The 26,213-nt window shown below is 42.3% G+C and carries 21 protein-coding genes; 7 read left to right on the forward strand and 14 right to left on the reverse strand.

The window, feature by feature from the left end:
* Positions 1-5 precede the first annotated feature (5 nt).
* From BLW54_RS03895 to glgB, 6 genes are all read right to left on the reverse strand, one after another.
* On the reverse strand, positions 6-1,925 hold the full coding sequence (locus BLW54_RS03895) for a glycoside hydrolase family 13 protein (RefSeq protein ID WP_051744050.1): 1,920 nt from the start codon (positions 1,923-1,925) through the stop codon (positions 6-8).
* A 23-nt stretch (positions 1,926-1,948) separates the two neighbouring features.
* The gene (locus BLW54_RS03900; RefSeq protein WP_035507758.1) at positions 1,949-4,387 is read right to left on the reverse strand and encodes a glycogen/starch/alpha-glucan phosphorylase; all 2,439 of its coding nucleotides are present in this window, start codon (positions 4,385-4,387) and stop codon (positions 1,949-1,951) included.
* Positions 4,388-4,416: 29 nt separating this feature from the next.
* The gene (gene glgA, locus BLW54_RS03905; protein ID WP_035507083.1) at positions 4,417-5,847 is read right to left on the reverse strand and encodes a glycogen synthase GlgA; all 1,431 of its coding nucleotides are present in this window, start codon (positions 5,845-5,847) and stop codon (positions 4,417-4,419) included.
* Between the two features lie 122 nt (positions 5,848-5,969).
* The gene (gene glgD, locus BLW54_RS03910) at positions 5,970-7,076 is read right to left on the reverse strand and encodes a glucose-1-phosphate adenylyltransferase subunit GlgD (protein ID WP_035507085.1); all 1,107 of its coding nucleotides are present in this window, start codon (positions 7,074-7,076) and stop codon (positions 5,970-5,972) included.
* Positions 7,077-7,088: 12 nt separating this feature from the next.
* Positions 7,089-8,249 (reverse strand): glucose-1-phosphate adenylyltransferase, encoded by a 1,161-nt coding sequence (locus BLW54_RS03915; protein WP_035507086.1) that lies wholly within the window; start codon positions 8,247-8,249, stop codon positions 7,089-7,091.
* Complete coding sequence (glgB, locus tag BLW54_RS03920; protein ID WP_035507088.1) at positions 8,239-10,158, reverse strand: 1,4-alpha-glucan branching protein GlgB; 1,920 nt, start codon at positions 10,156-10,158, stop codon at positions 8,239-8,241. The genes BLW54_RS03915 and glgB overlap by 11 nt, the downstream gene beginning before the upstream one ends.
* Before the next feature lie 691 nt (positions 10,159-10,849).
* Here glgB and BLW54_RS03925 point away from each other — a divergent pair.
* From BLW54_RS03925 to BLW54_RS03945, 4 genes are all read left to right on the forward strand, one after another.
* The gene (locus tag BLW54_RS03925; RefSeq protein WP_035507090.1) at positions 10,850-11,263 is read left to right on the forward strand and encodes a DUF948 domain-containing protein; all 414 of its coding nucleotides are present in this window, start codon (positions 10,850-10,852) and stop codon (positions 11,261-11,263) included.
* A gap of 18 nt (positions 11,264-11,281) precedes the next feature.
* Positions 11,282-11,734 (forward strand): DUF948 domain-containing protein, encoded by a 453-nt coding sequence (locus BLW54_RS03930; protein WP_035507092.1) that lies wholly within the window; start codon positions 11,282-11,284, stop codon positions 11,732-11,734.
* A 220-nt stretch (positions 11,735-11,954) separates the two neighbouring features.
* Positions 11,955-12,461: a hypothetical protein gene (locus BLW54_RS03940; protein WP_035507098.1), complete on the forward strand. Its 507-nt coding sequence runs from the start codon at positions 11,955-11,957 to the stop codon at positions 12,459-12,461.
* A 148-nt stretch (positions 12,462-12,609) separates the two neighbouring features.
* Entirely contained in the window at positions 12,610-12,969 is a 360-nt protein-coding gene (locus BLW54_RS03945) for a DUF488 domain-containing protein (RefSeq protein WP_035507100.1), read from the forward strand.
* A gap of 194 nt (positions 12,970-13,163) precedes the next feature.
* Here BLW54_RS03945 and BLW54_RS03950 read toward each other — a convergent pair whose 3' ends face one another.
* The 4 genes from BLW54_RS03950 to BLW54_RS03965 all read right to left on the reverse strand — a co-directional run bounded on the left by BLW54_RS03950 (position 13,164) and on the right by BLW54_RS03965 (position 16,522).
* Entirely contained in the window at positions 13,164-14,447 is a 1,284-nt protein-coding gene (locus BLW54_RS03950; RefSeq protein ID WP_051744051.1) for a globin-coupled sensor protein, read from the reverse strand.
* Between the two features lie 121 nt (positions 14,448-14,568).
* Positions 14,569-14,736 (reverse strand): hypothetical protein, encoded by a 168-nt coding sequence (locus BLW54_RS20615; protein WP_167358785.1) that lies wholly within the window; start codon positions 14,734-14,736, stop codon positions 14,569-14,571.
* A gap of 1,153 nt (positions 14,737-15,889) precedes the next feature.
* Positions 15,890-16,174: a hypothetical protein gene (locus BLW54_RS03960; protein WP_035507105.1), complete on the reverse strand. Its 285-nt coding sequence runs from the start codon at positions 16,172-16,174 to the stop codon at positions 15,890-15,892.
* A 36-nt stretch (positions 16,175-16,210) separates the two neighbouring features.
* Entirely contained in the window at positions 16,211-16,522 is a 312-nt protein-coding gene (locus BLW54_RS03965) for a hypothetical protein (protein ID WP_035507106.1), read from the reverse strand.
* Between the two features lie 202 nt (positions 16,523-16,724).
* Between BLW54_RS03965 and BLW54_RS03970 the strand changes: the two genes are divergently transcribed.
* The 3 genes from BLW54_RS03970 to BLW54_RS03980 all read left to right on the forward strand — a co-directional run bounded on the left by BLW54_RS03970 (position 16,725) and on the right by BLW54_RS03980 (position 21,080).
* On the forward strand, positions 16,725-17,936 hold the full coding sequence (locus BLW54_RS03970) for a dicarboxylate/amino acid:cation symporter (RefSeq protein ID WP_035507107.1): 1,212 nt from the start codon (positions 16,725-16,727) through the stop codon (positions 17,934-17,936).
* A 169-nt stretch (positions 17,937-18,105) separates the two neighbouring features.
* Positions 18,106-19,500 carry a sodium/glutamate symporter gene (locus BLW54_RS03975; RefSeq protein WP_074733297.1) on the forward strand — a complete coding sequence of 465 codons (1,395 nt, stop codon included), beginning with the start codon at positions 18,106-18,108 and terminating at the stop codon, positions 19,498-19,500.
* A gap of 182 nt (positions 19,501-19,682) precedes the next feature.
* Positions 19,683-21,080: a DHA2 family efflux MFS transporter permease subunit gene (locus BLW54_RS03980; protein ID WP_035507111.1), complete on the forward strand. Its 1,398-nt coding sequence runs from the start codon at positions 19,683-19,685 to the stop codon at positions 21,078-21,080.
* A gap of 317 nt (positions 21,081-21,397) precedes the next feature.
* On the opposite strand, the gene BLW54_RS03985 is transcribed toward BLW54_RS03980, so the two are convergent.
* The 4 genes from BLW54_RS03985 to BLW54_RS04000 form a co-directional block, all read right to left on the reverse strand.
* A complete protein-coding gene (locus tag BLW54_RS03985) occupies positions 21,398-21,748 on the reverse strand; it encodes a YidH family protein (protein ID WP_035507113.1) in 351 nt (116 codons plus the stop codon).
* A 174-nt stretch (positions 21,749-21,922) separates the two neighbouring features.
* Positions 21,923-23,227 carry a PucR family transcriptional regulator gene (locus tag BLW54_RS03990; RefSeq protein ID WP_081866961.1) on the reverse strand — a complete coding sequence of 435 codons (1,305 nt, stop codon included), beginning with the start codon at positions 23,225-23,227 and terminating at the stop codon, positions 21,923-21,925.
* Between the two features lie 265 nt (positions 23,228-23,492).
* Positions 23,493-25,040: an L-glutamate gamma-semialdehyde dehydrogenase gene (gene pruA, locus BLW54_RS03995; protein WP_035507114.1), complete on the reverse strand. Its 1,548-nt coding sequence runs from the start codon at positions 25,038-25,040 to the stop codon at positions 23,493-23,495.
* 34 nt (positions 25,041-25,074) lie between these two features.
* Positions 25,075-25,992, reverse strand: coding sequence for a proline dehydrogenase family protein (locus BLW54_RS04000; RefSeq protein ID WP_035507764.1), 918 nt, complete (start codon positions 25,990-25,992; stop codon positions 25,075-25,077).
* Positions 25,993-26,213 lie beyond the last annotated feature (221 nt).

Genomic DNA, 26,213 nt, shown 5'->3' on the forward strand with positions numbered 1-26,213 from the left:
TCCTCCTATTTCATTAGTCTTAACAACATGGCTTCACATGGTTCTAATTCAATCGTAAGAATCGTGTTCTTTGAGCTGAAAATGCGCTTTTTGTTCTCCATATGTTGCCATTTCCCTTTTTGAATAGGTAAATTAACCTCGATTTTACGCCTGGTATTTCGATTAAACAAATAAAGCATCCGTTCGTCTGACGCACTCTCTCCAAAATGATCGATACCACTTTCATTCCAGCGTTCGAATCCGAAGACATCTTTGTCCAAGGCAAATGATTTCCAATGGCCGGTACGCAGTGTGCGATGCTCTTTCCGCCATTTCCCGATTTTACGGTACCATTCTAGTAAGTCTTTATTTTCCCGCCCCCAAGGGTATGGCTTTCGGTTATCAGGATCGGCTCCCCCAGTGAGTCCAGCTTCATCCCCATAATAAAGGGACGGAACTCCCGGAAAAGCATAAAGCCATAAACTTAGTGATCGGAGCTGACTTTTCACCAAGACTTTTGCTTCTTCGCGTGAAAAGTCCCCAGGAAGATAATCTTCGAGCATTGTTTGAATTCTTTCCACATCATGGCTGGAAAGCATGTTCATAACTGCATAGAAGTACTGTTTCGGATAATGCTCACCAAGTGTCATGAGACGGCGATGAACCGTGTGGGCATCGATCTCACCTTTGATAAATTCCAGCATGATCCGGCGCATCGGGTAATTCATCACAGAATCCAACACACCGCCGAGGAAGTAATCGCGCCGCTTTCCATAAGCGGTTTTGTTAGAGGCATCCTCCCAAACCTCCCCGAGAAGCACACTGGATTCATCTTTCTGTTTCAGTTGGCGGTAAATTTGACTAATCAAATCATCTGTCAGTTCATCTGCAACATCCAGCCGCCAATGTTTCACTCCTGATCTCTGCCATGTCTGAATGACACTGTCCTCATCGTGTACGAGAAAATCCTGATAGTTTTCATTTTCTTTGTTTAAGGTAGGGAGGGTTCCTACACCCCACCATGCATCATATTCATCAGGGTAATGGTGAAATGTGTACCAGCTGAAAAAAGGGGAGTTCTTCGACTGATAGGCCCCCAGCGAGTCGTACTTCCCTTCACGATTAAAATATATACTGTTACTTCCTGTGTGACTGAACACCCCATCAAGCATAATTTCAATGCCGCGAGCAGCAGCTTCCTTAATCAAGTCTTCCAAGTCTTCTTTCGTGCCCAGGAGCGGATCAATATTGTGGTAATCCCCTGTATCATAGCGGTGATTGCTTTCAGCTTCGAAGATTGGGTTCAAATAAATGACCGTTGCCCCAAGGGACTCAATGTAATCTAGTTTTTCCGTGATTCCTCTCAAGTTTCCACCAAAAAAGTCCCAGCGAATGACTTCCCCTCGTTCATTTCGAATGTAGACAGGGTCGTTTTCCCAATGGGCATGGACGAGACTCGTTTCAGGGGCCTTTTCCATCTCTAACTTCCCTGCAGTATAAAAGCGATCAGGAAAGATTTGATACATTGTTGCATTCTTCCACCAATCAGGCGTCTTATAAGCAGGGTCATAGACAGTAATCTGCCATGAAGGAGGGATATGATCATAGATTTTCCCTTCCCCACTTTCATAGCTTTTCTCCCGACCGTAATAAAGCGTGTGGTCCTCCAGTATGATCTCGAAAAAGTACCAGATCAGCTGTGGCGTTTCCGGCATTTTTATCGTGATTTCATACGAGATTTGCTGGTGTTCCTGACTATAGATATCCATTTCCTTCGTTTTCTCCTCATCTGTTCGATCAAGGATGTAATGAAGAATGACGTGCGAAATTCGGTAACGGTCACTAATGTCAATTTTAAGCGTAACAGGAGAACCCTTCGGTGCAGCGCCGAAAGGCTCTCGATAATGGACTTCAAAACTATCGTGGTACATCTCCTTTTGCCTCACAAATCCGTCCCCCTAAAAATGCCTCACTTCAACGTTTGAACACGTTGAATATCCCAAATCTCACGAGCGTATTCCTGGATTGTCCGGTCGCTTGAAAATACACCGGATTGAGAGATGTTGACTAGACTCTTTAAATTCCACTGACGCTTCCGCTGATAATCCTGACTTACTTTCCTCTGTGTGAACAGGTAACTGGCAAAATCCTTAAGCACAAAATATTCATCATTATACGTCAGTAACGCATCGTAAATTTCCTGGAAGTCCCTTTCCCCTTTAGAAAAAGGACTGTAATGAATGAGTTGATCAAGGGTATGACGTACCCGCTCATCATTGTCGTAAACCGCTCTGGAAGAATAAGACCCGTTTCGGTAATAATCCCACACTTCCTCTGAACTTAAACCGAAAATATAAATGTTATCATGGCCTACAAGATCATGGATTTCTACATTTGCCCCATCCATAGTCCCAACTGTAAGCGCACCGTTCATCATTAATTTCATATTCCCTGTGCCGGAAGCTTCTTTGGTAGCCATCGAGATTTGCTCACTGACATTGCTAGCCGGAATCATCTTCTCAGCCATGGACACCGAGTAATTCGGTAGGAAAACCACTTTTATATAATCCCTCACATCGGGATCGTTATTGACGACCGATGCGATACGGTTAATTAGCTGAATCACTTTCTTCGCAAAGTGATAGCTTGGTGCTGCTTTAGCCCCGAAGATGAACGTACGTGGAACGATATCAAACGTCGGGTCTGACTTCAATTCATTATATAAATGCATAATATGAAGGGCATTAAGGAGTTGGCGTTTATATCCATGGAGACGTTTAATTTGAACATCGAATATGGAACTTGGATCGATAGTAATCCCCTGCGTCTCCTTAATCCAATGAGCAAATGCTGCTTTGTTCTCCTGCTTAATTTCGTGCAGACGATCAAGAAAAGCAAGGTCGTCTTTATATTTAAGCAATTGAATCAATTCCTTTGGTTCTGTCATCCACCTGTCTCCAATGGCTTCTGTGATGGCAGAACTCAATGGGCGATTGGCATGCATGAGCCAGCGACGATGAGTAATCCCGTTTGTCTTATTATTAAAACGTTCAGGAAAGGTATTGTAAAAGCGTTTCATTTCCCTCTCTTTCAGTATATCCGTATGGAGTTTTGCCACGCCATTAATACTGTGACTGCCGACAATACTTAAATGCGCCATTTTCACCTGGCCATCAGCAACAATAGCTAAATCAGCGATGCGATCGAATTCCCCTGGGTACGTCTTCCACAACGCCTGACAAAACCGTTCATTAATCTCATTGATAATCATAAAAATCCGCGGAAGCAGCGATCGAACAAGACCTACCGGCCAGGATTCCAATGCTTCACTTAATGTTGTATGGTTTGTATAAGAAACAGAAGCCTGCGTAACATCCCAAGCTTCCTCCCACCCCATTCCTTTTTCATCCATAAGAATTCTCATAAGTTCAGGAATGACCAAAGCCGGATGGGTATCATTAATATGAAGAGCTACTTTGTCTGGGAAGCACGACCACGGGAGCCCCAGTCTCTCAAAGGAACGCACAACCGATTGCACACCTGCGGAAACTAAAAAATACTCCTGTTTTAGACGGAGACTTTTCCCTTCTTCTGTAGAGTCATCCGGATAAAGGAAGTCTGAAATTGACTCAAGCGAACGTTTATGGGCTAGAAAATGACCAAACTCCCCTTCCCTTTCCGCTTTCGTCATCGTGTCCTCTACCGTCGGTTCTGCGGACCAGAGCCTTAATGTATTCACCGTGTCATTATGGTAACCGACCACAGGGACATCATAAGGGACCGCCTGAACCGGTTGGTAATTCTCATATTTAAAATGGAGCTTCCCATCTTTATCGCGATTGGATGATACGTGTCCCCCAAAACGGACTTCAATACTATCTTCCGGACGTCGGACTTCCCATATAAACCCTTTAGAAAGCCAATAATCAGGGAACTCCACCTGTTTCCCATCAATGATATGTTGATCAAACATTCCATAGCGGTACCGGAGGCCACAGCCATGTCCAGCTAATTCTAAAGACGCAAGGGAATCAAGAAAACAAGCCGCTAATCGACCTAAGCCGCCATTCCCAAGACCAGCGTCACTCTCCTTATTCTCAAGTTCTGATAAAGAAAGTCCAAGATCCGCCAATCCTTCTTCGACGAGAGCGAGTACATGTAGATTTAATAAATTGTTTCCTAGAAGCCTCCCCATTAAGAACTCCATGGAGAAGTAGTAGACCTGCTTCGTTTTATGCTTTTTATACTCCTGATTCGTCTTCAACCAATTTTTGTTGATTTTCTCTTGGATCAACGAACCTAACGCCCGATACGTATCAAATTCAGACGCTGAGTCGATGGTCTTACCTAACTGATTCTCCAACTGCGCTTTAAACTCCGACTTGAATTCTTCTTTGTCACTGAACATCACCATTAAGGTTCCTCCTATCACCCCCGCTAACGGAACATCGATCGATATAGATCCATGTACTGATCAGCAGAGTTTTTCCATGTGAACTTACTCTTGCAAATATTCTTCACAAGTTTTTGCCAAGTAGCAGGTTCCTGATAGAATTCGAGTGCTCTACGAATGGTGTACAGCATGTCGTGGGCGTTGTAGTTGGTAAACGAAAATCCGTTCCCTTCTCCCGTCTTTTCATTATATGGCTGAACGGTGTCCGCAAGTCCTCCAGTTTCCCTTACAATCGGTGCAGCTAAATACCTGAGAGCAATCAACTGACCAATTCCGCAAGGTTCAAACCGTGAAGGCATGAGAAACAAATCACTCGCCGCATAAATCTGTCTAGAGAAAGGTTCGGAGAATCTGATATTCGTAGACATCTTCTCTGGGTGTCGATCCTGAACCCATTGGAGCATCTGTTCATATTGGTATTCACCTGTACCGAGCAGGACAACCTGGACATCATCGTGATATAACAAATCATCGATGACTCTTCCAATCAAATCGAATCCTTTTTGTTCCACCAGCCTGGAAACGATGCCAATCATAGGGACATCTTTTCTCACTGGCAAACCAAGTTCTGCCTGCAGCCACATTTTATTTTGGCCTTTTTTCACTAAAGAACTGCGATACGAAAACGCCAGGGCATCATCTTTCATAGGGTTATAGTTTTGATCATCAATGCCATTAACGATTCCAATTAATTCATCTGTACGGCTTCTTAACACTCCATCTAGGTTTTCCCCATAATAGGGGGTTTGAATCTCTTTTGCGTAAGTTTCACTGACCGTTGTAATAAAATCAGCGTAATTCAGGGCCCCTTTCATGAAATTAATATCACCGAAGAATTCGAACCCATCTTCTGTCATCATGCTTTCATCAAAGTCCATCAAATCATGAAGGACAGATTGAGCGAAAACACCTTGATACTTCAAATTATGGATAGTGAAAACAGTTTTCATACCTTGAAGTTTCTCCACTTCTTTATAGTGGGTATGTAAATACACCGGAATCAATCCCGTCTGCCAATCATGACAATGCAGTACATCAGGAGTCCAGTCCATCACGCATACCAATTCCATAACGGCACGGTTAAAAAAGACGAAACGTTCGGCTTCATCCTCATATCCATAAAGGTTAGAGCGCTTGAAATAATACTCATTATCTATAAAATAAACAGGAATGCCCTCATATTTAATATACTCAACACCCGCATATTGGTTGCGCCATCCAAGTGTGACGTTAAGTTCATCCAAATGTTCCAGCTGATCTTTCCATTCACCGTCCATATTTTCATATTTCGGAAGAACGATCCTGACATCTGCCCCTTGTTTTTTCAAGGCGTGGGGAAGGGAACCTAACACATCAGCAAGCCCACCTGTCTTAATAAAAGGGGTACATTCAGAACCGACCATCAACACATTCATAATTGATCCAACTCCTTTGTTTTTTATTCACTTCCATATGTTCAAAACATCACTTATCTGCTTATGACATAAAAAGGACTGTCAGCGTATCGATGCCCAGACAGTCCCTTTGTTTTGGGATATTACATTGTTCTTCTTTTAGCTACGACATACGGTTTCTCTGGGGCACCGATTAATGTCTTGCCTGTTGAAATGCGGCAATCCTTATCGAGAATGACATTTTCTAACACGGCATTACTGTCAATCTCGCAGCGCTGCATAATGATTGAGTTCTTAATAACCGCTCCTTCAGCGATTTTGACCCCTCGAAAAAGAATGCTGTCCTCTACATGACCTTCTATCACACAACCATTCGCGACCATCGTGTTCGTTACGTTGGATGTCGCTGTGTAGCTCGAAGGCGCTTCATTCTTAATTTTTGTAAGTACAGGGGCATCGTCTTTGAACAGTTCATCATGTTCCTGCGGGTCCAAAAGCTTGGCACTGTTGCGATAATAACTTTCCATTGAATTGACCAATGCATGCCCTCCATGATATTCATAAGCATGAATATGGATGTCCGGCAATTTCGCTTTAATTCCATCAAGAAAAAAGTGAGAGCATCCGTGAGCAATACACTTTTCAATTAAATGGTACAAGTAGTCTTTTTCAATGATGTACATATCCATGTATACATTTGTACTGCTATGATCATTATGAATAGCAGTGACCCGGTTATTGGCGTCAATATCGAGCTTGTGAGCGCGTTGATGCTCAGGGTACAGCTCTTTTACCTGTTTATAAACGACGGTGACATCCGCCCCTGAATTCTTATGTTCCTGTAAAGCATCTTGATAATTGATATTACAAATATGTTGAGAACCTGAGACAACGATATAATCAGCAAGCGTCCGATTGATAAAGTCGATGTTATTATGAAAATGCTGCAAGTCGCCGCGGGAAATATCCGTCGGATCGTTCCAATCTGGAGGAAGAATAAACAGCCCCCCACGCTTCCTATCTAAATCCCACGCTTTCCCTTGTTCCAAGTGGTCCATTAAGGAACGATATTTCCTACGTGCAAATACAGCCACTGATTCGATTCGAGAATTCGTCATATTTGATATCGCAAAATCAATCATCCGGTAACGGCCGCCAAACGGGACGGCAGCCCCGCAGCGAAAGTACGTCAATTCATCCAACATGTCTTGTTCGTGGTCTAAGTTTATGATTCCTGCTATCCGGTCCATAAAATCCTCCCTTTACGTATGAGTTGCTAGACTTGCGGCAAGAACACTTCCTTCATCTGCCACGAGTGTAATTTCGCTGTCTGGTGATGGATCACCGATGACGGCACCATCTTCGATCACACTGCCTTTTGAGACGATAGCACGGTTAATTTTCACATTCTTTCCAATTTTTACATCCGGCATGATGACACTGTCTTTAACAATGGAGGACTCACAAATGTGCACTCCGTAAAAAATAATGGAGGTATCCACGGTTCCATATACTCGGCATCCCTCATTAATCAATGCATTTCGGACATGAGCCGTGGGAGCGATATATTGCGGAGGCTGATTGGGATTCTTCGAATAAATCCGCCACCTTTGGTCGTTTAAGTCCAGCTCAGGATCTTTTTTCAATAGATCCATATTCGCTTCCCAAAGGCTGTCGACCGTCCCTACATCCTTCCAGTAGCCTTCAAATGTATAAGCCATTAACTTTTTATAATCGTAAAGAAGAGAGGGAATAATGTCCTTCCCGAAATCATGGGAGGAGTTTTCTTTTTCCGCATCCTCAAGCAAATATTGCTTCAATACGTCCCAACGGAAAATGTAAACACCCATAGATGCCAGGTTACTCTTCGGATTGTCAGGTTTCTCATCAAATTCAGTAATTCTTCCTTCCTCGTCTGTGTTCATAATTCCGAACCGATTCGCTTCTACCCACGGCACTTCAATGACGGAGATCGTCGCATCTGCACCTGTTCCTTTATGGTAATCAAGCATTGCATTGTAATCCATTTTGTAAATATGGTCACCGGAGAGGACAAGCACATGTTCAGGGTCATATTGATTCAGGAACTTCAAGTTACGGTAGATCGCATTGGCGGTACCTGTATACCACCCACCACCTTCTGCCTCCATAAATGGCGGCAGTACAGAGACGCCTCCATATTTTCGATCCAGATCCCAAGTATCTCCAATTCCAATGTAGTCATTTAAAATTAAAGGTTCATATTGGGTAAGGACGCCGACTGTGTCTATCCCTGAATTCGTACAATTACTTAATGGAAAGTCAATAATTCTATATTTTCCTCCAAAGTAAACTGCAGGCTTGGCTATTTGTTTAGTTAGTGACTTCAGTCTGGTTCCTTGGCCGCCAGCCAGAAGCATCGCTACACATTCTTTATTTTTCATGATCTTCCTCCTTGGATACTGAAGTTCTTTTCAAGAAGCTCACACCGAGCGGGGGAATCGTCATGGTAATATGTTGATCCTGTCCTTGCCATGGGGAAGGGATGCTCTCTAATGGCAAACCATTCGTTTGCCCAGAACCTCCGAAATATTCCGCATCGCTCGAAAAAATTTCTTTATATGTGCCGTGTTTCGGTACTCCTACTTTGTAATCGTGGTAAACTTCCGGAGTGAAGTTGCATACAACCACGAGTTGATCATTAGTTGTACGGCTGTTGCGGGCAAATGAGATTACACTTTGTTCGTAGTTGTTGGCATCAATCCACATAAAACCTTCTTCCTTATGGTCGAGCTCCCACAGTGCCGGCATGTCCTGATACAGTTGTTGTAGTTGTTTCGTATAATCCAAAATGGAGGCGTGGGAATCATAGTCCAGCAACTCCCAATCCAGATCCTCTAAATCCTTCCACTCATCAAACTGTCCGAATTCACCTCCCATGAATAAAAGCTTCTTCCCGGGGTGGGCATACATATAAGCCAGAAAAGCACGCAGATTAGCGAATTTCTGCCAATAATCCCCCGGCATTTTATTTAATAGCGATTTCTTGCCATGGACGACTTCATCATGGGAAATCGGTAATACGAAGTTTTCGGAAAAGGCGTAGAACAAAGAAAATGTAATCAAGTTGTGATGATATTTCCTATGAACAGGATCCATCTCCATATACTTGAGCATGTCGTTCATCCATCCCATGTTCCATTTATAATTAAATCCCAGACCGCCGATATAGGTCGGTGCGCTGACGAGCGGCCACGATGTGGATTCCTCCGCCATCATGAGTACATCAGGGGTTTCTTCAAATACGGATTCATTCATTTTTTTTATAAAGGAGACTGCTTCCAAATTTTCACGCCCCCCATATTCATTTAACTCCCATTCTCCATCTTCTTTACCGAAATCCAAGTACAGCATGCTAGCGACAGCATCTACACGCAGACCATCGAGATGGTACTCCTTCAGCCAGTAAATCGCATTAGAAATAAGGAAGCTCTGCACTTCGTTTCGCGCAAAGTCGAACGTGAGTGTTCCCCATTGCGTTTTTTCTGCTTTAGCAGGATTGGCATATTCATAGAGAGCTTCCCCATCAAAACGACGTAATCCATGCGCATCTTTACAAAAATGACCCGGAACCCAATCTAATATGACACCGATCCCAGATTTATGACACTGGTCGACAAAATATTTAAAATCATTCGGAGTTCCATAACGGGAGGTGACAGAATAATACCCTGTGGCCTGATAGCCCCATGACCGGTCAAAAGGATGTTCTGTCAACGGGAGGAGCTCAATGTGGGTATATCCAAGCTCTTTCACATAAGGAATCACCATTTCGGCATAATCCCTGAAGTTATAAAAGACTTCCGGCTCCACATTCTTCCATGAGCCAAGGTGGAGTTCATAGATAGACATAGGGGATTCATAGGGATTCTTCGCTTTACGCTGCTTCATCCACTCTTCATCCCCCCATATGTAATCGTTGAGCGGAAAAACGACAGAGGCTGTATTCGGTCGGAGTTCACTGGAAAAAGCATAAGGATCGGCTTTCAGCTGCAAGTGACCATGACGGGTTAAAATCTCATATTTGTAAATTGTCCCTTTTTCAAGACCTGGAATGAAGGCGACCCAAATTCCGTTATCATTGATTTTTTCCATTGGATTTTCTCTTCCGTTCCATTCGTTGAACATGCCGACAACACTAACTTGAACGGCGTTCGGAGCCCAGACGGCGAAGCGTATTCCCTCTTCTCCATTTCGAACGTCCGGGTGAGCCCCGAGCAGCTTATAGCTGTAGCGGAGATTTCCTTCATGGAATAAATAGATATCATGCTCTAAAGTTGTATCTTGGATCACACCATCACTCCTCTTCACTTCATATTGTTTTGGTTTCATAGATGATCAGCTACCAAAAAAACAGCGGTTAATTTTTCACTTATATTTATAATAAAATCAGGAATCCTCTTTTACAATTGATATTTATAAAAATTTTCTGAAAAGTTTTGTCGAATGATGACGATTTTTTATACATTTCCATTATTTTCACTTACCTTTATATAAATGTTTATAAGTAAGCGTTTGCATAAGTGGACGAGCTCCATTTATGACCTGGAAAAATCCCCCTTAATAAAAGACTCTTATTTGGCTATTTTGCATGAAACTCCTATAATACAGCTAGTGTTTTTGTAGATCTGGTTCTGCAACGTTTTAGTAGATTTAAGGGCGAATGGAGGAACATTGGTCGTCTGTCTGACCCTTCCTATTTTCGGCTATAAAGGCTCTCTATATTGAAGATCGATGAAAACGAGCACATTCCCTCCATTCAACTCTGGCATGAAGAAAATAGTGGCGATCGCCCACATGAATTTCTAGGACATAGGGGGTTTCATTGAAATAGATTAGTGGTATAGATTTTAAAAGAATGAAAAGTGTATGCACGTCCCCTTATAAAAAGCCAATGTAAAACGAGGGAAATCCTATTTCCGCAGGCTTTTTATTCCCTTACAAATTCATATTGTTTCTAAACACATACAGAGAGGTGAACAGTATGTCATTAGCGGGTATCAGTCTACTCATTATCGCCATTGCTTTTGTCTTTATTGCCATCTATGTTGTAAAAACGTTGAAAGCTGCCTCCAGTACAATGGCAAGCGTTTCTCAAACATTAGAAAAAGTAGAAGGGCAAATGCAAGGTATCACAACAGAATCAGAAAGTTTACTAAAGAAAACGAATCACATTGCCTCAGACATTGAGACAAAAACGAAAACCATCGATGGGCTTATGGACACCCTCAATAACGTCGGTACAACAGTTGGACATGTCAATCAATCGATCCAAGGGGTATCCGAGAGCGTTGCCCATGCCTCTCATGAACAAGACGAAAAAGTCGTAAAGGCCATGCGGTGGGGCGATGCAGCTATCGAACTTTATCTAAAATGGAAAAGGAAAAAAGTATATTAAGAAAGAGAGGGATTCCACGTGGATTATTTAGGAATTGGTGTTTTGATCATAGGTATTACATTTGCGATTGTATCCATTTTTCTTATTAAAGCACTGAACAATTTAGCAGGTGTACTCAATGGCGTCAGAAAGACAGTGGACCAACTGCCTGAACAGCTGGACTCTGTCATGAAGGAGACGACCGGTGTGCTCCATCACAGTAATGATACACTTGCAGATGTCAATGAAAAAATTCGGGCACTCAGCCCACTTTTCTACATTGTCGGCGATATTGGTGAATCTTCAAGAAAACTGACATCTTCTCTTGTCGATATGACCTACTCACTTAAGCAAACGACACATGAAGGAGAACAAAAAATTAATCAAGAAGGCTGGCGCGGCCTTTATGGAGCCCTTGCTCTAACATATTATTTTTCACAAAAACGAAAAGAATTGAAAGCCGCTCAGCTAGAAAGTACAACCTCCTCATGAAGGACTTAGAGTGGGTCATCGGTCTCCTTGCCGGCATAGGGAGTGGTATGTGTTTAAGAGTCTGGATCAGAGGACCATCCGTTTCAAGAATTAAGGATAACCTAAAAAAAGAGGGATTTTACCATACAGGTAGAAATCAGTATAAAGATATTCAAGCTACGAAAGAAAAAATGCGTTTAGAAGCGCAAAAAAACCTTATGACTGAAAGGGGCACATTATAATGGAAAACCAAAACATTAATCAGCAGCAAACACCGAAAAAAAGAGGAAACAAAAAACTGCCTATCGCTATTCTTACCGGAGCTTTGATCGGGGGGGCGTTTATCCTGATTAAAGATCCAAGAGAAAGAAAACGCCTGAAGGAAGGAACACGTTCAACAAAGGACGCGGTTTCTGATTATGCATCTGAAGTGAAAGAGAACCCATCAGCTAAGAAAGATGATCTTGTTACACGTGCACGCAATGTGGTCAATATCGTAAGTGAAACTGCCGCAACCGTCCAAGACGTTTTCAACAATCAAGGAAAAGAAATAGCTGAAAAGGCAAAAGATATCAAAGAAGAATCTGAAGAAATTGTAAATACCGCAAAAGATGCCGGTGAAGATTTGCAGGAGGCCGGTGATAAAGCGAAAGAAGTGAAGGACGAACTTTCCGACGAAGGTTCCCAGGATGAAACAACCACACCATCCTCTGATGAGAAAGTCGTAGAAGTAAATCCACAACGCTAAATAACAATAGACCCGGGCGTCTTGCTCCCCCCGACAAGCTTCAAACCTCGCGGGATTGGCGCTGGATAGAGAGAAGCTCGGTGTACATACATGCCGGGCTTCCTTATTTTTGTCTCTGCTTTTACATATCAATCAGGAGGGTTTCCTAGTGTCGATTGTTTTAAAAAGAATCTACGAGGAGAAGGAAAAAACCAGCGGCTACAGAGTTCTCATTGACCGGGTATGGCCAAGGGGTATTTCCAAAGAGAAAGCCCAGCTGGATGATTGGGCAAAAGTTCTATCTCCAAGCTCCGAGCTTCGTAAATGGTTTAATCACGATCCTGATAAATTCCAAGAATTCGAGGAGAAATATAAAAAGGAACTGAACAACTCTAATACGGCCAAGGATAAGAAAATGGAATTAAAAGAGATCGCTCAAGAGAACCTTGTGATCCTTTTCTATGGCGCAAAGGACAAGCAGCACAACCATGCGACCCTCTTAAAAGAATGGTTAGTAAACGGAAAGTGATCTTTTTTGTCCTTCTAGAGCACTTAATTTTCGAGATATTCAGGGTATTTCCATTATACTGAACAGCGTTTGGAGGTCTGGGAAATCACTTGCTTTCCCTAGCCTCACTTTCATTAAATTCCTCGTATCAAATCTTCCAGATAACTGCCATTAGTTGAATTATTCTCTGAAGACAAATCATCATCCAACCGTACTTACTCTATTAATTCTGTCAGTTGTTGAGAAGAAGCCGATACTTTATATACGGCACCATTAATTTCCTCGATGACTTGAGCAAACTGCTCAAGCTCTGCTTCTATGCCTGCGTTGTAGGACTTATTCTTCCCCATAGCTGAGACTATTTCTGTAAAGAATTGATTGATCTGTTCCATACTGTCTGCTCCCTCAGAAATCATTTTATTAATATCCACGACATTGCTGGATACATTGTGAATCTGTCCACTTGTTGTAGAGATTAAATCCGATACTTCAGCCACAGAGTATTGCGTCTGCTCCGAAAGTTTACGGACTTCATTGGCAACCACGGTAAATCCTGCTCCATGCTCACCTGCTCGAGCTGCTTCAATGGAAGCATTCAATGATAACAGGTTCGTTTGTTCAGCAATGGAAGAGACGATGGTTACGATTTTACTTATTTCTTCAGCGACATGCTTCAACTTTTCCATATCTCCGGAAATTTCATTGATGTTTTTCTGGATTTTGATCATTTGCTGTTGTTGAATTTCCAACCGCTCTTTCCCGTCCATGGACTGTTGTTCTACTTGCTGAGCGACCTTGGCTCCTTTTTTAGAATCACCCACCATTTTAGTGGTCTGTTCAGTGAGCTGTTCTGTTGAAGCGCTTGCCTGTTGAGATACAGCCGCCACTTCTTCGGACATCTGATCCACTCGACGATAAGCCTCTTCTCTTTTTTCTATCTCCATTTGACGTAACTCTTCCGCTTTCTGCTGAAACTCGTCAAGAACAATCTGTTGTTCAATGTTCAAAATTTTAGTTGTGGCCCGTACCGCTTGAACGAAGTGATGTCCCGGGAGCATCCCTTCGTAAATAGTAAGAAAGGATACCAGAAGATCCTGGAACGCGCACATATACCATTTCGGATCCAATCCTATTTTTAAATGAACAGTCGCAATTCGCTTTCTTTTTTCAATAAACTTCCTATCAATAATCCCCTTAAACATTTCCTGTATGTGGACAATAAGGGTCTGTTTCAAGCGGTCGACTGAACTATTGTCCTTAATTATCTGCTTCAAGGATGGTTCATTTTCAAGGTTTCTATAAAACTGGGTCACAAGTTCATCAATATGCTCACTAACGATGGGCTTCAAGGCCAGTAATACTGCTAAATCTTCCCTTGTCAGATGAATCATTTCAAATTGTGTATGTAAATCAGAATCAGAAGGTACATCAATGATTCCGTCAAACCCTTCTCCAAGTGGTGCGTTGATATTTTTTTTCTTTGTCATCAATAGTCCCATTTTCTTCCCCCTTAAGTTCAATATCTCTTCTAGTTATATCGACTTAAAGGAGGCACCCCTTAATAGGTTTGATAAATAAATAAACCCCGCACGGCTTTTGGCCGTACAGGGACTTTCTTTGTTAAGCGTCAGCGTTATAACCTAAACGCTCACGATCAACGTACTCATTTGGAACTTCTCCGAAATGAGTACTGTGGTTTTTGAATTGAGCTTTTCGGCCGTTCCGGTGCTCGCCATGACTCTTTCTTTCTTTAAACTGGCGATCCGGCTTCTTTTCCTTTTTGCCCATCCTAATCACCTCATGTAAAACATATTTGTCTTACATGGTTATTTTGTTCGAATGAAGGTTAGTTATTCATGAGTTTGAAAAGGATGGTCCCTTCGTCCCCCATTTTTCTAGATGTTTCCTAAACCATGCCATAATCACCAGATGGATCTTGGCTTGGGTATATTTATAAATGAACCATGGCAAGGAGGGTATAAAATCATGGATTGCCACAATAGCTTCATTTTTTCAAGGAATTGGATTTCTAGAACCCTTCTCTTTGCATGAGAGTTAAATCAAGCATCTTCTTTTCTTTAGTTGCACGTTTAGACAAGAGTGTTTCGTTTGGTGAAGGATCCAGTCTTACCCTTTATCATTCTTATCACCAGGCTTTATTATTAATTAGGTATTTATTCACGGGTGGCACGTTACTTTTTCTTAGAAATACTTTAATACAACTTTATGATTTTTGAAAGAAATGAACAAAAGTGGACTATTGAACCCATTAAGTGGCCAAAATCAACGATGTGCCCCGATGACTAGCTAATCATTTGGGGTACAAAAAACACCAGGCTTGGCCGCCCGGTGTTTTTTTATAGCGATTTGCTCTTCAACTTCCCTCAACCTTCCCCCTCCGTTAAATGTGAGAGTATCGGATTTTTTAGAGTCAGACCCTATCATTTGATGGATAATCAAATGATAAGGCGGTATATTGGATAAGCACTATTTGAACGTGTTCGTTCTTATCATTGAACTGTTGTTATTGGTATCTTTAAAAAGGGAGGTACTAGACCCTCCCTCATGTAGTCACCCTTGCACTGATTTGGCGGAATCGTAAGGGTGATGTCTTTTTAAAACCGAGCCATAATTCCATTATAACATGTTGATAAGACAGGACTTTTACGTTACATCCACTCCAATATTAACGTGATTAACAAAGTTTGGACTATAATAATCGACATAGATTTCCATCGTATTTTGTAATTTTCCTTTCTCATTAGATATGTTTGAGATATAAAATTAATTACAAAAACGACGATAAATACAATTAAAAGAGTAAAAAGAAAAGGGGAATCAACTGTCAACATATGTATACCTCCATGCATTAGTATCTTGTATATTTTTAAAAAAATGAAAATAGAATGAGCATCTAATTGCTCACCCTTTTTAAGAGTCTTTAATATCCTATAGATGATCTTGTTATTCTGTAATCCCAACTACCTAGTAGTCTTACGGAAATATAAGTATTGTACTCGGCAAAATATTTTAAAGCTTTAAACGTTCCGTTAGAATGCACGTCCCATACACTTGAGTCTAATTTATCAATCCACGTTTTATGAGATTCGCTGTACATTGCACCACTCATGTCCACATTCTTGGTGGCTCCATTGATCTTTCCACCACTATAAATGAATTCACCAGCAAGACGATGCTCAAAATTAAAAGCTTCATGTTTTTTCACGTAAGCGTAAAATCCCTTAGATCCTGATGGAGCAGCTTAGGCGTATGCAATTAGTGCTGTCATCTCCTGTGTATTAACACTTGAAGTAGTATTTTGACTTTCAAATCCGAACTCTACGACTTCCTTTTTCCCCTTGGCATACTTTTCTTTCAAAACAAAATTCTCTTCACCTTTTTCGAGCTTTTCGTTTGCTTTTTCTCCCATTTTATCAAGTGCTTTATTCATTTTCTCGACTTGTTTCTCAGTTGGTAATTGTGCTGATTCGTCTTTCTTAGCATCTGTGTTTGCACTTGCGAAACTCGGAATCGAAAGCATCATTGCTACAAATAAAACCATGAATTTTTTCATACTGGGACAATCCTTTTCCTTTTTACCTTGTATCCGCCTTTTCCTCCCTTGTAATACGTGGATCTGTTTTGAAGCACAACTCCTGTTGTAAGCAGTCATGTTGACATTCTTAGATGCATGCCTTATCTTACCCAAGTAAAGCTCAGTAAACCAATCGACAATATGGCGTTTGAATATAAATGGATAAGGGAGGTTCTTATTTATGAATAAGATATGGAGAACGTACACACAAACATCACTGATTAGCAAAATCACCATCGCTCTTTTACTCGGTGTGATCGTGGGGCTTCTCTTCGGTCAAGACGCAGCTGTCCTAGCCCCACTCGGTGACTTGCTGCTCCGTTTGTTAAAGTTTATCATTGTTCCATTAATTTTGTTTACCTTAATTGTAGGGGTTAATCAGACGAAACCAGGGACATTGGGACGCATGGGAGGAAAAGTGTTCCTATACTATTTAGGCACTTCGGCTTTAGCTATTATTGTCGGTGTTTCCATTGCATCCTTGTTTAACCCGGGCACAGGAATGAACCTGGGCGAAGACACGGTGGATGTCCCTGATAACCCAGGAGTAATAAGTGTCCTGCTTAATATTGTGCCAGAAAATATCCTAACGGCCTTTACAGAAATGAACCTGCTAGGCATTGTTTTTACAGCCATCGTCTTCGGAATTGCCATTTCATATATGAGATCATCTAAGGCCTATCAAAGCCTTGGCGGCCACTTATTTAAAGTCATTGACGGTTTAAATGAAGCCACCCTGATGGTTATGCAAGGGATTCTTCAGTATGTGCCGATTGGTATTTTTGCAATAATTGCAGAAATCATAGGTACACAGGGGGCGGATACACTCTTATCCCTCGGGAATTTTATTATAGTTCTATATGTAGGATTACTCGTACAATTGGTTTTATATTTGATCTTCCTATCTTTCTCAAAAATCAAGCCGGCTACCTTTTTCAAAGAAGCCCGCACACCTATGTTGACTGCTTTTGTTACACAAAGCAGTTCAGGGACCCTCCCTGTCACATTGAATGCAGCGAAGAATCTTGGGTTAAACAAAAGCCTCTATGGATTCAGTCTGCCTCTCGGGGCAACCATCAATATGGATGGAGCCGCTATCCGAATCGCCGTTTCGGCAGTATTTGCGGCTAATATTATTGGCGAACCACTCAGCTTTGTGTCCATTCTTCAGATCGTCCTTGTCGGAACACTGGCTTCTGTCGGAACAGCAGGAGTACCCGGAGCAGGAATTATTATGATTGCTACCGTATTCTCCCAAGTCGGACTACCTATGGAAGCTGTGGCCTTACTGGCATCAGTGGATGTCCTTATTGGTATGGGGGCAACAGCCCTTAATGTAACCGGTGACCTTGTCGGAACCTCCCTTATTAATAAAACGGAAAATAGCAAATAATCCAAAAACCCTCGCGTACTTTCGCGGGGGTTCTTTCATTTCCTAGATTATTCCCATAGAGAATTTTATTTAAAAACACGTTTTAAAAGAACAAAGGCCAGGGAAAAGTTAGTAAATGTTAAAACCACCCGTATGGGAAATAATAACCTTGTGAGAAAGAGGTGATCGTATGACTCCGAATGAAATCGGCTTTGCGCTGCTTTATATCGGTGTCTTCCTTTTGATCGGTAAAATTATCCGTGTCAATTGGTCATTGCTGCAAAACCTATTTTTACCATCCTCTATTATTGGAGGATTTATCGCTTTACTACTGGGGCCACAGGTGCTCGGGAAATTCATGCCGGAAGACAACTTCTTCTCCAACGGAATCATGACCGATTCTATCATGGAGGTATGGTCAGCCCTCCCTGGATTAATGATTAATGTAGTATTCGCTGCCCTGTTCCTTGGTTCCACCATCCCAAGACTGAAAGATATTTGGACTTATGCAGGTCCTCAGCTGGCGCTCGGATGGTCTGTAGGCTGGGGGCAGTATGTTGTCGGGATTGGCTTGGCTGTCCTTGTTTTGGTCCCCTTTTTTGACCTCCCCGCTATGTCAGGCGCTTTAATTGAAGTTGCCTTTGAAGGCGGACACGGGACTGCAGCCGGAATGGCGAGCACGTTTGAAGAGCTTGGATTCACCGAGGCTTTTGATTTAGCCATCGGCCTTGCAACCATCGGGGTACTTTCAGGTGTCATCTTCGGAATTATCCTTATTAATTGGGGAGTCCGTAATAAAAAAACAAAGGTCATCGAAGATGTAGAAGACTTCTCTAACTTGAGAAAACGCGGAGTGATGGAGTACCAAAACCGTGAACCCGCAGGGAAAATGACACTGAGACCGGAATCGATTGAGCCCCTGTCTTTCCACCTGGCTATCGTCATGATTGCTATTTTATTAGGATGGCTGCTATTGCAAGGATTAATTAGTTTGGAAACCATCACCATCGGTTCTGACTTTATGGGCTACATTCCACTGTTCCCGCTAGCCATGATCGGAGGGATCATACTGCAGGTCTTCTTCAGCAAAAAAGACAAGTACAACCTGGTGGACCGGAGAATGATCAATAGAATTCAGGGACTTGCACTCGATGTCTTAATTTTAACAGCGATCGCGTCGGTTTCCTTGGATGTAATCGGCGAATATCTCGTTCCTTTCCTCATTTTAGCGTCTGCCGGGATTGCCTGGAACTTGTTCGGTTTTCTTGTGCTTGCTCCAAGATTTATTCCGCAATATTGGTTCGAGCGCGGAATCGGTGACTTCGGGCAATCCATGGGTGTAACAGCCACAGGTTTGCTGCTTATGCGTGTGGTTGACCCTGATAATGAATCACCAGCCTTTGAGGCCTTTGGATACAAACAGCTTTTCTACGAACCGTTCCTTGGCGGCGGATTTGTCACTGCCTTATCTGTTCCATTTATTGCCCAGTTTGGACCTTGGCCGACCCTCATTATCGCATTGGCTATGACAGCACTTGGGATTTTCTTCGGATTGTTTTACTTTGGAAAAAATAAAGCAACCTAATTAAAAGCCTGCGTGCTTCTCAAGCCCAGGCTTTTACTGTGCTCTGATGACGGGACCCCTTTCATTAGTTTAGACACCTAAACTTTTTAAGAAATTATAAGGCAATATACTGAACATCACCTCTTTCTTATGGTATGATGATTGATTAGTTGCCTAAGTAATTTAGAAAGAAGGTTTTATCAATGTCATCACAAGAAATTAACCGCGTTCCTTTGATGATTGTTCTCATTTCTGGCGCTTTTGTCGCCATATTAAATCAGACACTGCTTGCCACAGCTTTGCCACACATCATGGCAGACCTCCAATTGGATGCCAATACAGCTCAGTGGCTGCAGTCCATTTTTATGTTGGTTAACGGGATTATGATTCCAATTACCGCCTTTTTGATTGAACGATTTACAACGAGAGGGCTTTTCATGACAGCTGTAGGCCTTTTTGCTGCCGGTACGCTTGTTTGTGGGCTAGCCCCTAACTTCCCAATTCTTTTAGCAGGAAGGGTCCTTCAAGCATCTGGAGCCGGGATCATTCTTCCATTAATGCAGACGATTCTGTTTCTCGTTTTCCCTATTGAAAAAAGGGGATCCGCCATGGGAATGTTCGGACTTGTCATTGCATTCGCACCAGCGATCGGTCCAACATTGTCTGGATGGCTTGTTGAACAATTTCCATGGAGAAGTTTGTTTTTCGTCATTCTCCCGATTGCCATTGCAGATATCATCGTCGCTTACTTTATCCTGAAGAATGTAACGAAACAGACATTCCCCAAAGTCGATCCAATTTCCATCATCCTCTCTACATTTGGGTTTGGAGGAATTTTGTATGGATTTAGTGTCGCAGGGAGTGCAAGCTTCTTCAGTAACGAAGTTTTAATATCCCTTGCTGTCGGAGCAGTCACACTAACCCTCTTCATCACAAGACAAATGAAGTTAGAGAACCCTATTTTGGAATTCCGCATCTTCAAATATAAGATTTTTACACTCACCACTATTCTAGGGATGATTGTCTTCATCTCTATGATTGGCGGTGCGGTGATTTTACCGATATTGATGCAGGATATGCTTGGGTTTACAGCCTTTGAATCAGGATTAATGCTGTTACCGGGTGCCCTGCTGATGGGGATTATGAACCCGATCACAGGTCGATTGTTCGACAGGTTTGGGGCACGCTGGCTTGCGGTCATAGGTCTCGGTTTACTGGTCATATCTACGTTCATGTTCACGACCCTGGGTCCGTCGACGACATTCTTATATTTGGCACTTGTCAATTGTGTGCGTATGTTCGGTATCTCCATGGTCATGATGCCTGTGACAACAGCCGGTTTAAATCAGCTGCCCCAGCATTTAATGCCGCATGGGACAGCCATGAACAATACGATGCGCCAGGTATCCGGAGCTGTAGGAACAGCTATGCTAGTTTCCGTCATGACAAGCCAAACGATCCCTGATGAAGGGGTGAAAGGTCTCATTCACGGAGTTAATATATCCTTTGTTGTGGCAGGGATCTTTGCTGTTGTCGGCTTCGTGATGGCCTTCTTCATTAATAAATCTCGCCCTGATGAAGGGGAACTCAGCAACGCCTGATCCTAACCATCCTCAAGCTGAATGAGCCCTATTCAATACGAATCTAAAAAAATCCTCGCTGACCTATAATGTCAGCGAGGATTTTTTAGCTTAATTCAACTATAGGGCAAGAGGTAAAAGAATCGATCTCAATACTTGTATAGATGAGGAGATTCCGCGGCCTTATGCCAATAATCGAAAGCCCTACATCGTGTGGGAACAGAAAGCCGGGGATTTCCTGGACTTTACAAACGCTGTAAATCATAACGGAACCCAATTATCTTGAATCTTAGTCCTTCTGGAAAGAGGATCTATATCAGAATTGAGACTGTGTGTAGTTAAATGAACATTAAATAGACCGTTACTAATAAAAACAATAAAAAGGCCACAGATGTCATATAAACAATGATCCGATGGGAAGAAACAAACCTATTTTCATTGATATTCCTTCTCGTATGATAATAGTTCACGGTAGCACCGATAATTGTCATCAAACCGAGAAACAGAGAAGAAATACTAACAAGCATCGCCAGAGCATCTGCAAGTTGCCCTTCTTGAGGGAGGGCAGAAAAATGGACGGTCGTGGCTAAAAACCCCACCCCTACCAGGGCAACACTCGTCCGAATCCAGGCTAAATATGTACGTTCATTAGCTAGATGCTGCTGGATCAGTTTTCTTTCGTCTACCATTAACCACCATCTCCTTTTCACTACCTTATTTCAACCTTCAGCGTCGCTCTTGCATTGGGATGAGCTCCCCCTTAAAATCAGAAATGGATCCTTCATGCACAAAAGGGCACAAGTCAGGCTGTCGATCCCTGAGTGGATAAATGAATGGAGGGGGCATATGAGAGCCCCCTCCATTTATTTTTGTATCGCTTTTTTATAGCGTTCATAATAACTTTCAACATTATTTAACAGTAACAACTCGGTATATAAATAAGCTTTCATATTGAAATCAGTGAAATCGATGTTGGTCATCTCCTGGATTTGTTTAATCCGATAGTTCAGTGTGTTCGGATGAATGAACAGCTCCTTAGCGGTCTGCTTCCCTTTCCCATTGTTGGCCAAATATGCTTCTAGGGTAAAGAGCAGTTCGGTCTGTTTCCTTGTATCATTCTTAATTAATGTCAGCAAATCTTCACTGTAGTAATCCTCTGAACTGTTCTTTTCATACAAGGCGGCTAAATAGCGGTAAAGCCCAAGCTTCGAGAATTCCCGCGGCATTGTTTCGGGACGCGGTCCGACAAAGTTGGCTGTTTCGATAACTTCAAGCGCCTCCAGAAAGCTCTTCCGCATGTAGTAGAGCTTTGTATATTCTTTCCCAACCCCTATAAGGAAGTTGTAAAAATGTTCTTCCCCTGTTGCGAATTTTACTTCATCAATTAAGTCTCGGGCAATGTCCCTTGATGAAAAGCGGTCAGAGGGCCTTCCCTCAATCATCATGATGATTTGGAATTCCGTTTTCAAATAGTAAAGATGTCGGGTTTTACGGAAACGCTCCACCGTATTTGCCAAGTCATCAAGCATGTATTTATACTGTGGCGCAGTTACGGAAAATACTACTACAGAGAAACGGTCCGGGATTTGAAGCTTAGCCAGTGAAGCATCATGACGGAACTGACTTTCACTTGTATACTCGTGATGTAGAAGCTGCCACAGCAATTCTTCTTTACGGCCTTCTTTAGCATTTACTCTCATAAACTGATCATAGATCAGTTTACCTATATGGGGCGTTATTTCCTGTAAGAATTCCATTTCATCCTCTTCGAGCAATTGATCCGATTCCTGCACCCAAACATAACCCATTGTATGGCCGAGATGATTGGCAGCGATGACGACACGTTGTTGAAAACCCAGATCTTCCATCGGGTTTACCCGAATAGGGTCAGCCTGTTCCTCCAAGCGTGTAACGATGCCCTCCTTCTTTAGGCGATCCAGAATAAAAATCGGACATTTCTTCGAAAGGATAGTCTTTTGCTGTGTCTGATCGAAATTATCAGAAGTAGAACTATAGGAAATCAGTTCGAAATTTTTATTTTCAATGATGACTGGCTTATTTAATTTGGAACTGATCAGCTCTGTTGCTTTATGGATATCTTCTGCCTGAAGAATTAATTCTTTAACTTCCATAGGGATCCTGACCTTTCCAAGTAGGTTGAATGTCATGCTTTGTACCCTCCATTATATAGGTTGTGTATGGAAAGAAAAAGAAATATTTTTAAATCTTCATTCCCCTTTCCAAGGGAATGGTTTCTTTGAAAAATAACGGACCAACAGGATCTATCCGCAATATGGAGTGACTAGTGAAGGCAAAATAATGGACCCACCGAATAAGGGACACCTCCTAAATATTTCTCATCAGAGGGCTTATATCCAATAAGCGAACCATTTTAAAAGGCTCTCCCAAGTTTGGGAGAGCCTCAGGTTTTAATTAAAACATTTCAGAGATTGTTTTCGCTTGCATATGCAAAGCCAGATAGTCTGGTCCTCCTGCTTTAGAATCTGTACCGGACATCTTAAATCCGCCAAATGGCTGGTAGCCGACAATGGCTCCTGTACAGTTACGATTGAAGTACAAGTTACCAACATGAAAATCATATTTCGCTTTTTCAAGGTGTTGACGGTTATCTGAAATGACAGCACCTGTCAGACCGTATTCCGTATTATTGGCGATGTCGATCGCTTCATCGAAATTCTTCGCTTTTGTAAAGCAGACCACTGGACCGAAAATCTCTTCCTGCTGCATACGGGATTCTGGATCAAGATCTGCAAAAACAGTTGGTTCGATGAAATATCCTTTTGAATCGTCCCCTTTACCACCTGTAACGAGGCGTCCTTCTTCCTTACCAACTTCAATATAACTCATGATCTTATCATAAGCCCCCTGGTCAACGACAGGACCCATATAGACGTTTTCTTCGGAGGCGTTCCCTACAGTCAACTGTTCGGCACGTTCTTTAACTTTTTCTAATACTTCGTCATAGACGTCTTCGTGAACAACAGCACGTGATCCAGAGGAACATTTTTGGCCGGAGAATCCGAAAGCAGAAACAATGATGGCATCGACGGCTGTTTCAATGTTTGCTTCTTTATCGACGACAACCGTATCCTTCCCGCCCATTTCAGCAATGACCTGCTTCAAATGATTCTGACCTTCTTGAATTTCTGCTGCACGCTTGATGATACGTGTTCCGATATCCCGTGATCCTGTAAAGGAGATTAGTGCTGTTTTCGGATGATCGACGAGATAATCTCCAACTTCTCCACCGCTTCCTGGAACATAATTCAAGACACCTTTCGGAAGGCCAGCTTCTTCAAGTACCTCAACGAATTTCGCCGCAATGACAGGGCTGTTACTGGCAGGCTTCATGACAACCGTACTTCCTGTTACAAGTGGAGCAACAGTCGTACCGGCCATAATGGCAAAAGCAAGGTTCCATGGTGGAATGACCACTGCGACACCAGTTGGTGTGTAAATATAGCGGTTTTGTTCACCTGGACGGCTTTCTATAGGCTTACCTTCTTTCAATTCAATCATCTGACGCCCGTAATACTCAAGGAAGTCAATAGCTTCTGCTGTGTCAGCATCAGCTTCTTTCCAAGGTTTCCCTACTTCATAAACAAGATAAGCAGAGAATTCATGCTTGCGGCGGCGGATGATGTGTGCAGCACGGAAAAGAAGTTCAGCGCGGGCACGTGGGTCCCACTTTCTCCAATCTTCAAAGGCGTTGGCGGCCGATTGAACCGCTTTTTCTGCCAGTTCTTCATTTGCTTTCGAAACGGTACCCACGACCTGCTTCGTATTAGCAGGGTTTGTGGAAGTAATCGTTTGACCTGTACGGATACGCTCTCCATCAATCAGAAGATCATGATGCTGCCCTAGCTCCTCTTTTACTTGCGCTAATGCTTCTTCGAACGCTTTCTTATTTTCCTCCATTGTAAAATCTGTGAATGGTTCGTGTTTATAAGGCTGTACCATGATAAAATTCCCCTTTCTGGATAAATAGAAGTTTTTATTTACTGAAAACACCTTTTAACGCAAAGGCAATGTTCGCTGGTCTCTCCGCAAGTCTCCTCATGAAGTAGCCATACCAATCTTCCCCATAAGGAAGATAGACTCTAACCGTGTATCCCTCTTGAAGGAGGTCTTTCTGCAGCTGATTTCTCATGCCATAAAGCATTTGAAATTCAAATCGCTCTTTAGGAATGTTGTGCTCTTTCACGAGCTGCTTCGTATAATCGATGATTGCATCATCATGGCTTGCAATAGCTGTATAGTTTCCGTTAAGCAAATTTTTCTTGATGAGATGCTTCAAGTTATCATCGACAAGCTTTTTCTCAGGAAAAGCGACTTTTCCAGACTCCTTATACGCCCCTTTCACAAGACGTAAGTAGGGTTGATAGTCATTCAGGTCATCAAGGTCTTCATTAGACCGGTACAAATATGATTGAACGACGGTCCCCAAATTTGGATAGTCTTTCTTCAGTTCTTTATAAATTTCTAATGTGGCCCCGCAACGTGACGAGTCTTCCATATCAATAGTGATCGTAACGTTGTACTTTTGGGCTTCTTTCAAAATAAGTTCCATATTCTCCATAACAAGCTCATGGCTGATGTCCAGTCCAAGAGATGTCAGTTTGAGAGATACTTCCGACTGCAGCTGGTTACTCGCGATTTGTTGAATACAGCGGATACATTCACCAGCACGGTCTCTGGATTCCTCTTCAGAGTCGACAAACTCACCTAAGTGGTCGACAGTAACGACCAAACCCTCATAGTTCAATTGCTGTATTAATGGAATTGCCTGGGAGAACGTTTCTCCCCCTACTATCTTGTCAGCCCCAAAATTACTGCCAAAGCGCTTAGCAAAGCGATCTAACAACTTATTGTTGGAAAGGTATAAGAAGAAGTTCTTACTGATGGCTTCCAAGATCACCACACCCTTTCATCATTCTCCTATTGATTCACCATGTGGGTTCTTTAGGCGGAATGGAAGTATTAATGTTTTTAATTGTTAAGAAAATTGTAACTAATAGCGTTTACAACAAGCAACGTGTAAAGAACACAAAGATAGACCCCCAGTTTTATAGTTTAAGCACAAAAGCGTCTATCCCCTGTTTTAAAAGGCATAAGAACGGGAAAAACCCCATT

It is taken from the genome of Halobacillus karajensis (assembly GCF_900108515.1).
In the GTDB taxonomy this organism is placed as follows: Bacteria; Bacillota; Bacilli; order Bacillales; family Halobacillaceae; genus Halobacillus; species Halobacillus karajensis.